The sequence below is a fragment of the Pseudobacteriovorax antillogorgiicola genome, from assembly GCF_900177345.1.
In the GTDB taxonomy this organism is placed as follows: domain Bacteria; phylum Bdellovibrionota_B; class Oligoflexia; order Oligoflexales; family Oligoflexaceae; genus Pseudobacteriovorax; species Pseudobacteriovorax antillogorgiicola.
In genome coordinates this window covers 186,362-201,055 of record NZ_FWZT01000005.1, presented here as the reverse complement: position 1 = coordinate 201,055, position 14,694 = coordinate 186,362, and the positions used below count along the sequence as shown (strand labels likewise).

At 45.6% G+C, this 14,694-nt stretch carries 14 protein-coding genes; 4 read left to right on the top strand and 10 right to left on the bottom strand.

The window, feature by feature from the left end:
* Positions 1–214 precede the first annotated feature (214 nt).
* Positions 215–847, top strand: a complete 633-nt coding sequence (locus B9N89_RS08705) for a hypothetical protein (protein ID WP_132317323.1) — start codon at positions 215–217, stop codon at positions 845–847.
* Positions 848–902: 55 nt separating this feature from the next.
* Here B9N89_RS08705 and B9N89_RS08700 read toward each other — a convergent pair whose 3' ends face one another.
* Complete coding sequence (locus tag B9N89_RS08700) at positions 903–1,412, bottom strand: asparaginase domain-containing protein (protein WP_132317660.1); 510 nt, start codon at positions 1,410–1,412, stop codon at positions 903–905.
* A gap of 170 nt (positions 1,413–1,582) precedes the next feature.
* On the opposite strand from B9N89_RS08700, the gene B9N89_RS08695 reads away from it, so the two are divergent.
* On the top strand, positions 1,583–2,998 hold the full coding sequence (locus B9N89_RS08695) for a cytochrome-c peroxidase (RefSeq protein WP_132317325.1): 1,416 nt from the start codon (positions 1,583–1,585) through the stop codon (positions 2,996–2,998).
* Positions 2,999–3,012: 14 nt separating this feature from the next.
* On the opposite strand, the gene B9N89_RS08690 is transcribed toward B9N89_RS08695, so the two are convergent.
* Positions 3,013–4,077, bottom strand: a complete 1,065-nt coding sequence (locus B9N89_RS08690; protein WP_132317327.1) for a hypothetical protein — start codon at positions 4,075–4,077, stop codon at positions 3,013–3,015.
* A 207-nt stretch (positions 4,078–4,284) separates the two neighbouring features.
* Between B9N89_RS08690 and B9N89_RS08685 the strand changes: the two genes are divergently transcribed.
* A complete protein-coding gene (locus tag B9N89_RS08685; RefSeq protein WP_132317329.1) occupies positions 4,285–4,494 on the top strand; it encodes a hypothetical protein in 210 nt (69 codons plus the stop codon).
* 14 nt (positions 4,495–4,508) lie between these two features.
* Here B9N89_RS08685 and B9N89_RS08680 read toward each other — a convergent pair whose 3' ends face one another.
* From B9N89_RS08680 to B9N89_RS08655, 6 genes are all read right to left on the bottom strand, one after another.
* On the bottom strand, positions 4,509–5,246 hold the full coding sequence (locus B9N89_RS08680; RefSeq protein ID WP_132317331.1) for a PulJ/GspJ family protein: 738 nt from the start codon (positions 5,244–5,246) through the stop codon (positions 4,509–4,511).
* 2 nt (positions 5,247–5,248) lie between these two features.
* Positions 5,249–5,929 carry a type II secretion system protein gene (locus B9N89_RS08675; RefSeq protein WP_132317333.1) on the bottom strand — a complete coding sequence of 227 codons (681 nt, stop codon included), beginning with the start codon at positions 5,927–5,929 and terminating at the stop codon, positions 5,249–5,251.
* Between the two features lie 87 nt (positions 5,930–6,016).
* Positions 6,017–6,853 (bottom strand): biosynthetic peptidoglycan transglycosylase, encoded by an 837-nt coding sequence (locus B9N89_RS08670; protein WP_132317335.1) that lies wholly within the window; start codon positions 6,851–6,853, stop codon positions 6,017–6,019.
* 53 nt (positions 6,854–6,906) lie between these two features.
* Positions 6,907–8,118: a hypothetical protein gene (locus tag B9N89_RS08665; protein ID WP_132317337.1), complete on the bottom strand. Its 1,212-nt coding sequence runs from the start codon at positions 8,116–8,118 to the stop codon at positions 6,907–6,909.
* Between the two features lie 134 nt (positions 8,119–8,252).
* Complete coding sequence (locus B9N89_RS08660; protein WP_132317339.1) at positions 8,253–9,350, bottom strand: hypothetical protein; 1,098 nt, start codon at positions 9,348–9,350, stop codon at positions 8,253–8,255.
* Between the two features lie 187 nt (positions 9,351–9,537).
* Positions 9,538–9,975, bottom strand: coding sequence for a hypothetical protein (locus tag B9N89_RS08655; RefSeq protein ID WP_132317341.1), 438 nt, complete (start codon positions 9,973–9,975; stop codon positions 9,538–9,540).
* A gap of 325 nt (positions 9,976–10,300) precedes the next feature.
* Between B9N89_RS08655 and B9N89_RS08650 the strand changes: the two genes are divergently transcribed.
* Entirely contained in the window at positions 10,301–10,669 is a 369-nt protein-coding gene (locus B9N89_RS08650; RefSeq protein WP_132317343.1) for a response regulator, read from the top strand.
* Here the strand turns inward: B9N89_RS08650 and B9N89_RS08645 are convergent.
* Positions 10,661–12,172, bottom strand: coding sequence for an AarF/UbiB family protein (locus B9N89_RS08645; RefSeq protein ID WP_132317345.1), 1,512 nt, complete (start codon positions 12,170–12,172; stop codon positions 10,661–10,663). The genes B9N89_RS08650 and B9N89_RS08645 overlap by 9 nt on opposite strands.
* A gap of 42 nt (positions 12,173–12,214) precedes the next feature.
* The gene (locus B9N89_RS08640) at positions 12,215–14,497 is read right to left on the bottom strand and encodes a methyl-accepting chemotaxis protein (protein ID WP_132317347.1); all 2,283 of its coding nucleotides are present in this window, start codon (positions 14,495–14,497) and stop codon (positions 12,215–12,217) included.
* Positions 14,498–14,694 lie beyond the last annotated feature (197 nt).

The following is a 14,694-nucleotide window of genomic DNA, read 5'->3' as shown; positions in this document are numbered from 1 at the left end:
AGATGACGCATGGGAGGATCATTCTGGTTTTGTTTATGATTTCATCAAGACTATCGACTCTGCGAAAAGTTCTATGGAGATCTTAGCAAAATCACCATGTTTGTTCGGCTCTCAGAAGCCATAGATGATAGCACAAAAAAAACTTTCCCTATCTATCTTAGATTCTCCTGCGAGAAACCGACAATAAGTTGGCAACTTCATCGAGGGGAGTCTAATGATGTCATCACTACTGAATCTTCGACTGTTTCGAATATTTGGACCTAAGGAATCCGTTTCTAAGACGTCTTACATCGGTATTCTCAGTGTGTTGAGCCTAACAGCATTCGGAAGCTTTCTTATGGGGGCTGGAGCAGCCTATGAGTTTTTAGATCGGCCGAAGGTGCGTACAAAGGACTATAGACCGACAACGATCGTTGCAAATCCGAAGGCGGTTTCTGAGAATGTGTCCCAAAGCACCCCGCAGACGGGGGAGTTGGCTAAGGAAGGTATGGAGTCGCTAGCCCATGTGATGAAGATCATACCCTCGTCAAAAATTAAGCTAGACTTGGTTAGTATCAAAGAATCTCAAAACGGCTATGTGCTACTGGTCGATATCCAAAACAAAAGTCGAAAGGCAATCGAAGGCAACTTAGTGCTGAGGTATCGCTTTCAGTATCGAGCCCAGGCCCGGGTGAGAGAGATCGTTTTATCGGATCTGCCGTTCTCGATTAAATGGCGCTTGCGGAAACGAATCGCTATCCGGGATCGAACCCATGCCGCTCGATTTCTAGATGCGACCATTGAAGCTCGTGTTTATGACGATGGGGGCAACATTGCTTTGGATCACGTTGACGGCGTTGAAATTTAGGCCGTCTGATTTGCGCTGTTTGCATGTGCTATTGATGTTTAGAGTTGTCAACGTCCTAAACTTTGCTGAGTATGGGGCCTTCACCGTCAGAGGATTCAAAGCGTTTGGCTTTTAGGTTCTTGTTTGCCTGTGCTGCATGAAGGACTTGGCCGTTCATCGCAATGTAAACCCCAGGAGGCAAAAGTTGAACAGCGGTGATTGCGCAACCCACATTAAAAATTGCATCTGATGACTTAAGCTTCGCTGGTTCCATCGATCCCGTGAATACAATCACTTTATCTGTGATTCCTTCTAAAACCCTCGCTGTCGTTGCCATGGTATCGGTGCCATGAGTCACGATAATTCGTTTCTGAGGGCTGACCTGGACCTTATTGAAAATCAATTGCCTGTCATCATCGGTTAAGTCAAGGCTATCCTTCCTCAGAACCGACTCCAATTCGTAATCAAGAGCTACATTCGCTTCTGCAAGAATGTGGTGGATTTGAGGGTCCCCCACCTGAAACTCACTGTTGGCGTCGAAGTAAATTTTGTCAATCGTTCCACCAGCAGAGATTATCTTAATCATTTCAGCCATTTTAAGTAAACTCCTGAAGCTCTAAGGGGGTGCCTAGCAAAAAACGCTCGCGCTATACCTTATCGTTGCACCCTGCGATTACAGAAACCAGGCCATCTTCATACCACAAGAATTGATTTTGTAAAGGAATTCAGCAGATTCACCTGGTATTCCACCGTTTTATGCTTAAAAAAATCCAATTTATTCCGATAGATCTCAGGCAATCAACAAGTGTGAGAATGATGATGCACCGGGTCTTGCTCTACTTACTATTGAACGCTGGTATTTCCCAGGCTGCGAACGATAAGCCCAGCCGGGAGGTAATATGGAAAAAGGCTCAGAGTTTATCACCCCTTATCGCACCTCAGCTAACGCCGCGGGAGTTTCAGCAAGCCCGCTTTGGTAAAGAGTTGTTCTTTGACCCTAGAATTTCGGCAACAGGGGACGTCGCTTGCAGTTCATGCCACAATCCGATCCATTACTTCACTGACAAGCAAAAAACAGGTCGAGCTATCGGAGTTGGCAAACGTAATACGCCCACAGTGATCAATAGCTTCGCACTATCTTGGAACTTTTGGGATGGACGGGTTGACAACTTAGCTTCGCAAGCACTTAAACCCATCGAAGATGCGGCGGAGCACGGTAGCAACCGAATTCAAGTGTATCGCGTGGTCGAGACATTTTATAAAAAAGCCTACGAGGCTATCTGGGGAAAGTTTCCGAGCATCCGCGCGAAGGTTGAGCATGGGATGCCTCGCACCTTTAGTGTGACTCTTTTCCCCAAAGTTCAGACTTACCTCGCTAAGCAACTTGCGGTGAAAGCTACAGCGCAGCGTGGAAAAAAATGGGCTAGTAAACGATGGCTGGCTTCTAAAAAGCTAATTTTTCAAGGGAGTCAAAAACCTACTTGGATCAAGAATTTCGATAGTCTTTCTGAGGCGGATCGAAATGCTATTCACACTGTCTTTGCGAGAGCTGGTATTGCTATCGCCCAATTCGAGCGAACAGTTGTTGCGAATGATGCTCCCTTCGATCGGTTCATGAAACGTTGGCAAACTTCCCAAACACCTCTAGAGCAGGCCTTTGATAAGAATTTTGGTCTCTCAGAGTTTCGCGGACTTCAGGTTTTTCTGGGGCCTGGCCGTTGTATCAACTGTCATCATGGGCCCGCGTTTTCAGATCAGCAGTTTCACAACGCTGGATTTCCAAATGACTCAATGGATTTAGGCCGTGCAGAAGGCTTGGCTTTGTTAAAGAATGACGGCTTTGCTTGCGAGAATCCCATCTATCAAAACCATGCTTGGCTGAAAGAGGGAGACTCTTGTCAGGAGAAGCCTTATTTGGTGTGGGATGCTGTGGAGCTTATCGGAGCTTTCAAAACTCCCACCTTACGGAATGTGAGTCGCACTGGTCCTTACGGTCACGATGGCTCCTTTGCAACCCTCCGAGAGGTCATCGAGCACTACAACAATCCAAGTAAGCTAAACAACATCGGCCACCTTTCAGAAAGCCTGGAGACCGTTGAGCTGGAGCAGCAGGAAATGCAGGATTTGGAAGCGTTTCTAAAATCCTTGACAGCGCCCTTGAAATTTCTGTGAGCTACTCTTGTGGCTTACAGAATCAAAGCGAGAGCACTCACTAGGAAAACGATAATCTTTAGGATGCGATGAATGGTTTCTCGGTACGGTAAGGCGTGATTGATCCAGCGAACACAAGGAATAAGCATGACCAACCCCAGCCACAGTCCTGCTATGGCACCGATTTGAAAGGCCGCAAAAAGCGATATGGTACCAAAGTACTCAGAGATAGATGGCAATAGGCTGAGACCGGCAATACCGTGAATTGTGCCCACGCAAGAGACCAATAAAATTCTCATAGAGAAGATGGGAATTAGCCAATGGGTAGCATAGTATTGAGCCATCGAAACAAGAATAACCCCAGTGGCCCAGGCTTGAGGTAAAGACCATTCCCAAAGAAAGCTGGTTGCCAGGGATAGGGAGAGAAAACTGATATAGTAAAAAATAACCTTTCTCGCACGGATCATGTTTGGTTCTGCAATACCGAGAAAAAGGCTAAAGAACAGTAGCCAGAATCCCAGGGGCAGAGCTATATCGCCATATGAATCAAACCATGCTTTGGGGTTTACGCCAATAAACGAGATTCCTTTGACAAATGCTTCGTTCACGGGAACTGGGTGAAAGCGGAGTAAGATATCGCGAGAATTTAGAACCATCTGCTGGATTTGCTCTCCCACTAGGAGGTTTACAATCACGGGATGATCTTCCGGAAGGTTTTTAAGGAAACCTATTTTCCAGCTAATCTGGCTCGAAGGTGTTTGATCCATACAGAACGCGATGGCTTGAAGGTAGATGGCATTAGCTGTCAGATGACCTGAAGGATTTCCCCACTCACAGGGTCGCCCACCGAGGTATATTTGATTCTTCTCCAAAGTATTCAGAAATATTGTTGATAGGGCTTGCTGGTCGGTGTCACGAGCAAGTTTTTCGGAAGTCGGACTTTGATAGTGGCTTCGAGCCATGAGTAAGGTGACTCGAAACTTGTAGTATTGTTGCTCGATGATAAGTGTCGATCGCTTGTCCAAGTTCTGGCCGATAGCCGAATTGGCAAGAATACAAAAAAGAGTTAAAGCTATGGCAACTCGCAACATGGCTCTCATGATAGTCTCCCGATCATATTCATTTTAGCACATCTTGGGAAATAGAAATCTGAGGGAAACTACTAGCGAGGGTCTTATTTGACTAAAACTAAATTCAAGCTGCTGTTTCAAGTTCTTCAGGTAGGAAATGCGACAGTGAAGAGTTGCTGCATGATGGAAGGATTTGCTAGAATATGGGCTAAGGTCCGAAAAATGTTTGGAGGTCTCATGAAGTTGTCTGACATAGAGCGTCTGCAATATAAGGGGAGTGTGGAGTTGCAGGACAACGAGATCAGTCATACCGTTGATATTTTTTACGACCCCTCTTCAAAAGCCGTATACCAGGTAATTCGTGACTTGAACAAGTGGCGCCCTGTTGTACAGAATGAGCAAGCAAAGAAAAGCTACGAAGCTCAAGACTGGAGCGAATTTGAATAGGTCGTCCGGAGTTTTCATTCATTAGGTAGAAGCGTAACCCCAGCGATATTGTCAGTGGTCAGCAAGATTTGGTCAGATAGCACGCTGACGCTCTCCGAACTATCTCCCGCACTTAGAAGGTAGGCTGAGTTTACCATCACTTGAATTTTTCCCCCTGACTCTCCCGAGCACATGGCAGTTCCAGCAGTTCCCTTGCGTAATTCTCGTTTGGCAGTTTGGGTAGCGAAGTCAGGAAATAGGTTGGGTCTGTAAACTGGAATCCGGTCATCAGTATCGTCGAATTCGATAAATACCTGCGGATAGGTGCTATCGTTACAAATATCCTTGAGTCGATCGAAACAGGTATGAGCAGAAGAATAGATTGCTTGCTTTAATCGACTGACGGCATACACACGGTCGCGGAGTATGGATCTAATATCATTGGGTATCTGTTGGCACCGTGTTACATAACGAACCACGTAGGTGGCATCGGTATCGGCTTGGTCAAAAGTTTTACGACGTGTGATTTCTAAAGTTAAGCCGTTGTCTTGAACGCTAAATGCAGTTTGAAACTTCATATCTCGTTCGACAAATTTTAAAAGTCGCTTGTTGATATTTTTGGTGTGAGTTTTCGCAGTCGATCGAGCCTTCGACTTTTCGAAATTACTCGAAAAACGCGCTACCCCAACCGCGAGGATTCCCATGATACCAAGAGCTACAAGCATTTCGACAAGGGAGAGACCGTCGTTGTGTGAAGACTTATTTCGAGTCATAACTACTTTCCTGTGTGAAATACACCATTTTTTCGTTTGTATCGTAGCTTACCACCGACTTCCGTCGTCCAAAAAAGAGAATAAAATATCTGTGCCCCTGCGGCGGTACTAGTTTTATAGTCGGCACACGATAGGTCGCTGTCGCTGTGAAAGTCTTTCAGATGAATGGCAACCTCAGCAAAAGCATGCTCCGAATTGAGGAAGGAGTTGCGCGGTGCAGTTGCAACCTGATCAAACTTCAAGCAAAAGTGAAGCTTGTTGTCTGTAGCAGAGCTGCCGTTCGTGATGGTTCGCACCCGATCCTTACAGCGATCGAGAGCCTTGCCAATGCTACTGGAGCGACTCATGGCGGCCTTGACATCTTTTGACACCCCAGCTTCGATGTTCTTTGTGTGCTTCATCTCACTTGCAGATAATCCCGCACTAAGTGGTTTAGAAAAGTCGTTGGGTGCGAAGCACTGTGTCCCGGCTGGGTTCTTCAGCACAGCAGCAAGTTCGTTGATAAACAGCTGGTTGATATCTTCATAATTTTGGCCAGCACGGATGATTTTTTTCGCCTGATTGCTCTGAACTGAAGCTCGAAATACCATTGTGGCAACGACAGCTAAGAGCGACACCATGACAATTACTTGCAGCAGTGTGAAGCCCGCTTCGTGACTGTTGCATACTTTTTTCTGGTGCATTTCTATACTCGTATTGTTGGTCCTCGTTCTTTCTTATCGGGCATAAGTTTGAAAGTTTTAGGCACAAAAACGAGTTCAATACTGGGCCTAATTTGGCAAATCTTTGGCGACATTTTCATTGCTTAGATCTGTTTCATGGTCTGTTGCTTCAGACTCCGGCTCGTCCAGGTCAGCTTCAATAGGGTCCATGAGTTCCAAGTCGAAACCATCCTCTATAGCGGGTGGACTTAATAGATTTTGATGGTACTTTTTGATGACTGATAAAATTCTAGTCTTGCGTTTTTCAAAGGCTTCCGTCTGAGTTTGGGGGTTGTGTTTTTTTGGAGATGGTAGGCTTGCCGCCAAAGATACCAGCTCCTCTGTAGTTAAGGCTGATGGCGATTTATAGAAGTAGTATAGTGAGGCGGCATGGATTCCAAAAATCCCGTGACCGAACTCAGCGATATTGAGATAGATTTGAAGAATCCGTTTCTTACTAAGGTGGGTTTCCATAGCGGCTGTTAGAATCAGCTCATGCCACTTGCGAAGTAGGCTTCTTGAAGAGCTAAGGAACAAGTTTTTTACAGTTTGCTGGGAAATGGTGCTGGCGCCCAAGGCCAGCTTTTTGCGCTTCAGATTGTACTCCACGGCATCCGCAAGCGCTTCAATATCGACTCCGAGATGGTTATAGAAGCGACTGTCTTCAGCTATGATAAATGGCATAGTCAATTCCTTAGATAAGCTTTCTTGGCTTGGAGTCCACCGTAAAGGTGGTAAGTCAGGATTTTCGCGGCGATGGTCTCGATACTGCTTGATAAAAGTCGATTCGGGTATTGGTCCTTGGGCTAGATCCTCCCAAGCGGGCCAAATGCTGGCAAGGTATGCTATGTCTAGTAGGGTTATGGAAGATATAATGACCAGAAAGATCTTGGCGAATCGGGACATCGGCTACATCCAAGTTGGAAGATTGATGATCTCCCCATTCTAGCCTTGCTCAGCTAGAAATTCCACTTGGCCCTAAAGTACTCTTGGAGCATATCTAGTTCCACTTTGGTGAGCTTACGATTGAATATCATAATCTCTCCCATCTTTCCTTTCCATGAGTTAAGAAATTTGTCTTCGAACGCAAAGGAGCCAAGTGAGAATATGTTGTCGGGATCCAACCTAAGGTTGCCGCCGTTATCCCTACCAACTTGATCAATATGGGTTTGTTGATGTCCGTTAATGATCAGCGTCTTGTTACGTGGTGATGCTTCTCCGCCGTTGTAGTGCGCTAGAATGATCTGGGGCTTCTTCGTTGGTAGGCCTCGGTACTTTATATCATTTCTGGAGAAGCTATAGATAAATTCGCTCCCTTCTCCATTCTGCAGGGAGGTAAAGCGTAGCTCTTTGTTTGTTGTCGAAACAGAATCCCTCCCAACTCGCAGGATGTGTTGGGCGAGCTGGTCTTGATGGTCTTCCATGATAACCATTGCAATCGTGTGGGGAGTATGGTGAAGTTGAAAGCCAGAAATTTTGCCTTTTAAGAAGTCATCGACACCATCAAAGGCGATAGATTGAAAGCGATGAATACCTTCTTGCACTAAGCTTGGCGCTGATTTTCCATCTGCTTGCAGTGCGCTGAATTTATTCTTCTTGTCTTGCCAACAATGGACCTTGTTCCTACTGATACTAGTCGGAACCTTGCAGCTAGTATCAGCAAACAATGTTGAGTGATCCTGAGCATCGAGCCACAGTAGAAGGCCTTTTTCTGTATAGCCTAGCTTAGGTTGCGCTTGGACCGAGATCGATTTGTAATCCTGATCGGCAAACAGTGCGACTAAAGTTGATTGATTGATGTAAGCTACCAGCTCATATTTGGGGCCAGAAAGCGTGAGGGTGATCGACCCTGGCCTTCGACTTTTTTCCTGAACGGTTACAAGAGAGCTAGGATAGCGACTCGACCACTGCCATTCAACCTGAGGCTTCAAGTAGTTCTTGCCAGATTCTAAGTCTCTTAATTGTGCTGTGATAGTCGCTTCCTGGGGCGTCTTAGAGAAGTCGTAAGTGACTCGTTCAGATATCCAGTAGCGCAGGCTAGCCTGGCTAAGAGCGTGAAGTTGAAGGTTGTTGTCTTGCATCGATTCGGAGAGCTTGCTTCCTCGATGACAGGCGCAAAGGCCTAAAGCTCCCCAAAGTGCAGTCCTCGCGAGGATTGCCAAAATATTCATATGTCCCTAACCGTAGTAAGTTTCCTGCTTTACTATAGCGGTGGGGCATGGGTTGAAATTAGCTTGACCAAAAAGTAGTAATTTCTTCAATCATATTAGCCTCTTGAAAAACGAACTTGATGGTCATTTCTTTCTTACTTCTCGCTATAAATGTAAAATTGGCTGTAATAGCGGATCGAGCCTTCCACCTCAGCTTGGCAGAAATTGATCTGGCTTGGCACGTAGACTCCCGCAAAGAACCGATTTCCTGATTCTTGTGCTGCACAAGGATAGTATGTATCTCCATCTGCTGTTTCTGTAAACGATAAAGCATTGTTGGGAACTTGAGGGGTGCTGACTGGCTGCCAGTAAAAGAAGGGATCGAACTTCACAAACTTGTAGCTTGTATCAAAGTCCAGCTGCTGATCAATGATAGCCTGGCATTCATCGCTGCCTTCATACCAACTGCCGAAGTAATAGTCGCCGTTTCTTTGGATCGCGCAAGCGAGTATAGATTCATCAGAACTTCGAAATCCCGAGATCAAAGCTTCGGTGTTTCGAGTTTTGCCAATGACTTCAATGCCACTTGGCAGTTGCTCCACAAGGCGATATTGAGTGAACTCGAAACCATTTAATAAGAAATCTGAGTTACTCGAACTTAACGTAATTCTGACAGTTCGTCCAACCCTGGCCTCAACAGGAATTCTAAAAGTCGAAAGAGCAATGGGATTTGTTGAAGTTGAGTAGTTAACCGAACTGGAAAGCAGTTTGCCTCCAGGTGCTCGACCATCGATCAACGTTACACTGATGTCGCGATTGTCAGAGTTGCGAGAGGAATCGTGAAAGAAGAATTTGATATCGTAAACACCTTCGGGCAGCCCTGAAAATTCAAAGTTCACTGAACTATCAAGAACTCGAAGGCCGTTGCTCACGAGCATATTGAGGGGTGTGCCTGCGACGTTAGGGTTCTCAATAAAACCCAAGCCACAGTTAGTATAGAGATCGATATCCCGTGGTGAAATACAAGGAGTAGCAATTTTGATATTAATTCCATCCTGATCGAATACATTGGGCAGATTTCGAGTGATTTGTGCTTGTGTTCCTGAGCCACCCCACGGCAGCCAAAAGTCTTGGAGGCGGTCTGTGGAACCGAAGTCCACACTAAGAATATACGAACGTGTCTCTTGCCCATAGGCCGTAATGGCGAATCCTAGGCTGCCCCATACAAAAAACTTTACGAACAACTTGAACATTCATCACCTCCAAAAATGCTTGTCCCCAGGGACAATACAGGCTTCGGGACATTCACGCATTTCTAAAGATATTAAATTTTACTTATGGACAAAAGCGAGTTTTTTAAGACTGAAAACTGAGAGTTATTGAGATATGAGGACTGCATAGTAAGGCTTGGATCGCTACAAGCCTTACAAGTAAAGGCTTTTAACTAGTCGCGCAGTCTCTCTCTGTTTTTGGCATACCAGCATCAAACCAGTCGAGATACATTTGTATTTCGTAAATAAAGATATCGAACGATAATTCACCTTTTTCTAGACGCTCTTTGCTGATTTCAGCATTTTCCATAAACAGCTCATAGGTTTGAAGCTGAACACCATTCCAAGCGAAGCTGTCGTTGTGGCAACGAACACAGCGATTTTCAGTGAGTCTATTGATTTGGCGATCCCAAGATGGGATCTCTAGGTCTTCACAGGTATCGCCGGTGAAGGGCTCGGGGTCTTCGTTGGCACTGCTTTGCTCGTCATTGTTTTGGGTTTTCACCGGTGTGCTCGTAGGAGCTGTGGTACCTGTAGAATCAATTTCCTCTTGCTGACAGCCCCAGCAGATGAAGCAAAGCATAAGAGTGCCAAGTAATGTTTTCATCGAATTCCCCCTAAAAGAATGTACGAAACTATGCAATTCTCGTGCTCAAAAAATACCCAGTAATCTTGCGTCGAGGCACCGGAACTGACTCACGGGATGGCTCACAGTGCGGGAAATCCTGACTGGGTTCTTAAATGCCGCCCCAAAGCGTCGGAATTTTTATCATCGGTGTCAGATTTTTCGACAGTTTCTCACTTGTTTAATTCATCCTTTAGTGAGTACCAAAGGTCGCTGTGATACAGCCGAGATAAGAGGCCTATCTTAACGGATTTTATAAAGAATCATCGAAATCTGCCGATGGGCAGGAAAGGAGGAGGTCAGCAACATGGTGTCTCTGTTGCTTATTGAAGATGATGGCGATATCCGTGAAATGTTGAAAACCAAGATTCTGGCGGGAGTTAATGGTGAGATTGACTTTCATGAGGCTCAGAATGGATTGGTGGGATTCAACGTTTTGAATCGGGTATTGCCCGATTTGATTGTTACAGACTTGGCTATGCCGGAAATGAATGGACTAGAGTTGATGAAGTTGCTTGAGATGAAAGGTAACAGAACACCTGTCTTTATTTTTTCTGGTCGGGAGGAATTCGAAGAGATAGCTAAACGCTTTAAAAGGGCAAAGCTATTCTCAAAGCCGATGGAACTTGATCGAATGGTCAAGGAAATTACCAAAATTGTAAACGGCCTACTCTAGCCATACCTTATAGTCTCGATTATCACACTGAGAATGAAAAATCATCTGAGGCTTATACCCTGATTTTTGAACGCCTTTCTTCAATTTAATAAGATTGAGATTTTGTTCCTCGATCCTACGTCGGGTTTCGACAGGTACTAGATTTTCCAAGTCGTCCACTGAACGAGCTGGCATCCGTAGCTGGACGATTGGTCTTCCTTCTTCGCGAACCTCTACGTGCAAAGATTGTGCGAGGCTATCGGTAGAGCCAGACAATGGAGCATCAATGTGTGGAACGGACACTTGGTGGGGCGGTTCACATCGCTCCCATAGCATTTTAAAGGGAACCTGTTGGTCCATCCGCTGCATAAAGTAGAGTACACCCTGCATAGCACGCATAAACATCAAGAACCAAGGGGGGCCAGCAGTTCTAAACCACCACTTATCATTACCTAGAATTGTGTCGACCCGTTCCTTTAGTTGCCAAGACTGAAGATTGAATGCTCCTTCATTTTGAAGGGGAATCAGAAGGGTATCCATCAACGCTGGAAGTTTATCGGCTATAAAAGTCAGTTTTTCTTGATTGAAACCAATATAACAAAGGTAATCAAGAGGGTGATAGTTTTCTTTATTGAGGTGTTTGTGGATCAGTTGATAAAAGGTAGCTCGATGTCTGGGTTCGATATGTAAAGTGGAGCCAAAATCATAAAGTACAAGTTCGTGGCTGTAGTTGGTCCCTGGTGCTGTGGGTCTGAATCCATAATTGTCTGGGTGTGGGTCACTGTGCAGCAAGCCTGTTTCAAAGCTTGACTTAAAAAGATATTCAATAAATAGACGAGCGCAATCCCCTTGGGCTTCCTTGGGCCAAAATGTACGAATGCTATCAAGTTTCATTGCATTTTCGTAGGTTTGCACCAAAATTAAGTCGCTACTCAAATCTGTGAAGACTTCAGGAACAACGATGGGTAAGCCTTTGGGGACCAATTTTTTGAATTCCATTTGACGCTGAGCTTCGTGAAGGTAGTTCAACTCTTCTAGCAAAGATCCCTTGAAATATGACGTTAGTTCCTCTACCTCCATTTGGTATTTTTTTGGAGGGCCAAAGCTGGCTGCAGACATCAAAATTTTGAATTGTTCGTCAAGCTGTTCCCGGACTCCGGGATATTGAATCTTTATCGCCACCACGCGCCCGTCTTGTAGTTCAGCCCTGTGCACCTGGCCCAGGGAGGCCACCCAAGCTTGCTCATCGATGGTGTGAATCACTTGCCCCAGCTGAGGAGAACGATCTTCGATGAGTTGCTTGACAAGGGGTAGAGGCATAGGCTCTACCACAGGCGTTTTTTCGGGTTCAAGCTTCATAGAGAGAAGCTGGGCAGCTTTTGCCGAGAGGCCGGGGATGGAGCCAAGGGATTCGAGCAGGTATTTTTTACCCGCATCCTTATTGAAAAAGGCTATCCCTGCGGATTTCGCAGCGATAGCCGAGTAGCGTAAACCTGATATAAGAGACTTGGATGACTTTAACAAACGAACCTCTATAGAGAGCTGATTTTGCTATCTATAAGTTTATCACGTGTCATCAACTTCCTGAACAAGTTGGTTGAGAGTCGATGCTAGGGACATCATACTCTTGGCCGCATCCACCAGCTGCTGGGAGTTGGTGGCTGTTTGATTCACCGATTGCGACACCGCCTTGATATTGGATGATATGCCGTTGACGCCTTCCGAGGCTTCGTTCGAAATCCTCGTTAATTCGTCTGTAGTAGCATTTTGCTCTTGTACTGCTGCCGAAATCTGGCTTGCAAAATCGTTGATCTTAGAGATGCTCGAACTGATAATCTTGATGGCATCGACGGAACTCTTGGTATCTTCTTGAATCGCGACAATCTTCTTTGTAATCTCATCGGTTGCTGCAGCTGTTTGGTTGGCCAGCTCCTTGACTTCATTGGCAACAACTGAGAATCCTCGGCCAGCATCTCCTGCTCTTGCAGCTTCAATGGTTGCGTTAAGAGCAAGAAGGTTGGTTTGTTGGGCGATGGAGTTGATCACTTTGATCACATCCCCAATCTCTTTGCTGCTGCTGGAAAGCTGGGACATCTTCTTGTCGGCTTCTTCTGCTTCGCGGAGGGTATCGGTGACCAGTCGAGACGTTTCATTCATGTTCTGCGAGATCTCCGAGATCGATCCGCGAAGTTCTTCAGAACTGTGTGCTACCTGTTGAACTCCTGCAGAAATCTCTTCACTAGCTGATGCCGCTTGAGTGGATTCGGCGTTCGCACATTGAGCATTGGTTTCCATTTCTCGCGAAGTTGCTGTGACTTCTTCTGAAGCGGTGGATACCTGTGTAGCGGCTTCTTTGAGGCTTTCAACCAAGCGAAGCTTCTCAGTGACGATGGACCAGGAAACCATGGGGCCAATGTAGGTGTTCTCATGATCGTAGATCGCTGAAACTACCAAGTTCAGTGTTTCATCGCCAAGCTTGATGTTCGCCGAGTGAGGCAAATTCGCTGGATTTGAAAGCAGGGATCGCTGATGACTTGGGTTTTTATGGAATATATCGATTGATTGACCGAGCAACTGATTGACTGGACGTGGAAGAAGGTGCTGCAAGCGGGTCAGCGTGCTGCGACTAGCTGGGTTCATATAAACCATGTTGAAATCGAGGTCTGCCATCAGGATATTGATGGGTGCATTTTCGATCATTGAGTTCATTCGTGCGCTTTTCTTCTCTAGCTCCACCTTTTCAGTGACCACATCCCATGTCACCATGGGGCCAACGTACTCGCCTTTGTTGTCGTAAATAGCTGTTACGAGGAGGTCCAGAATGTTCGAGCCAACTTCAATTCTTGTATTGTGCGGTAGGTTCCTTGGGTCGGATAGAAGTTGCCTTTGGTGCGAGGGATTCTTGTGAAAAACATCATAGGATCCGCCTTGCACCTTGTCAGCCGAAACAGGAAGATCATTTTGAATTGAGCGAAGAGTTTCTAAACTCTTGGGGTTGAGGTATTCGATGATACCGTCGCGACTAGCAAACATCACGTTTGTCGGTGAGCTTTCTACCATGCAATTGATCCGAGACACGCGGCTTTCCAGAGCGATTTTTTCAGTGACCACTTCCCAGTTGAGCATCGGGCCGATGTAGTTCTTGTTACTGTCATACATGGCTGAAACAGAGAGATTGAGTATTTCAGGACCCACTTGAATTTGGGCTTCATGAGGTAGATTTGAGTCGTTGGCTAACAAACCTCGTTGAAAGCTTGGGTTCTTGTGGAAGATATCGTAGGATCCACCTTGGATCTCTTCGACCCTTACCGGCAAGTACTGCTCAATTGTTTTGAGAGTCTTTAAACTTTTGGGATTCACATACTCGATCGTCCCGTCTAGATTAGCGTACATGATGTTAATATTAGCATTGGAGACTAGAGCCTCCATTTTTTCTTGTTTTTCTTCTAGGGCAAGCTTCTCGGTAACAATATCCCAGGTGGCCATAGAACCAATATGCTCGCCCTGCTCATCGTAGATCGCTGATACGTGGAGATCCAAGCGCTCGGGTCCCAATTCGATTGTTGTTCGATGGGGTAAGTTTCGAGGATCTGCCAGCAAGCGCCTTTGGTGTGCTGGGTTCTTATGGAATATATCGATGTTAGAGCCAAGGACCTGGTTCACTGGGACCGGCAAATACTGCGATATCTTGCCAAGAGTCTCGATACTTCTCGGATTCAGATACATGATTTTGAGATCTTTGTCGCAGTAGATGATGTTTATCGGCGAGTTATTAGACATCCCCGAATAGACAGAGGACGATAAACCATCTTCTATGATCGACAGGTTCGTAGCCAAATTGCTTGTCATGGTGGTTCCTCTAACACAAGTTTTTCTCTCCGAGCCATTCGGATGATATTTCGCTCACATGAGTGTCACCAAGGTTCGGCAAAGAAAGAATGCTAGGCTAATGAAATATCAAGCTTATGCAAACCAATGAAAATCAAAATAAACTTTAGTTTTATCTGAAAAAGATGAACGGTATGATTTTCGGCGAAAATAATTGC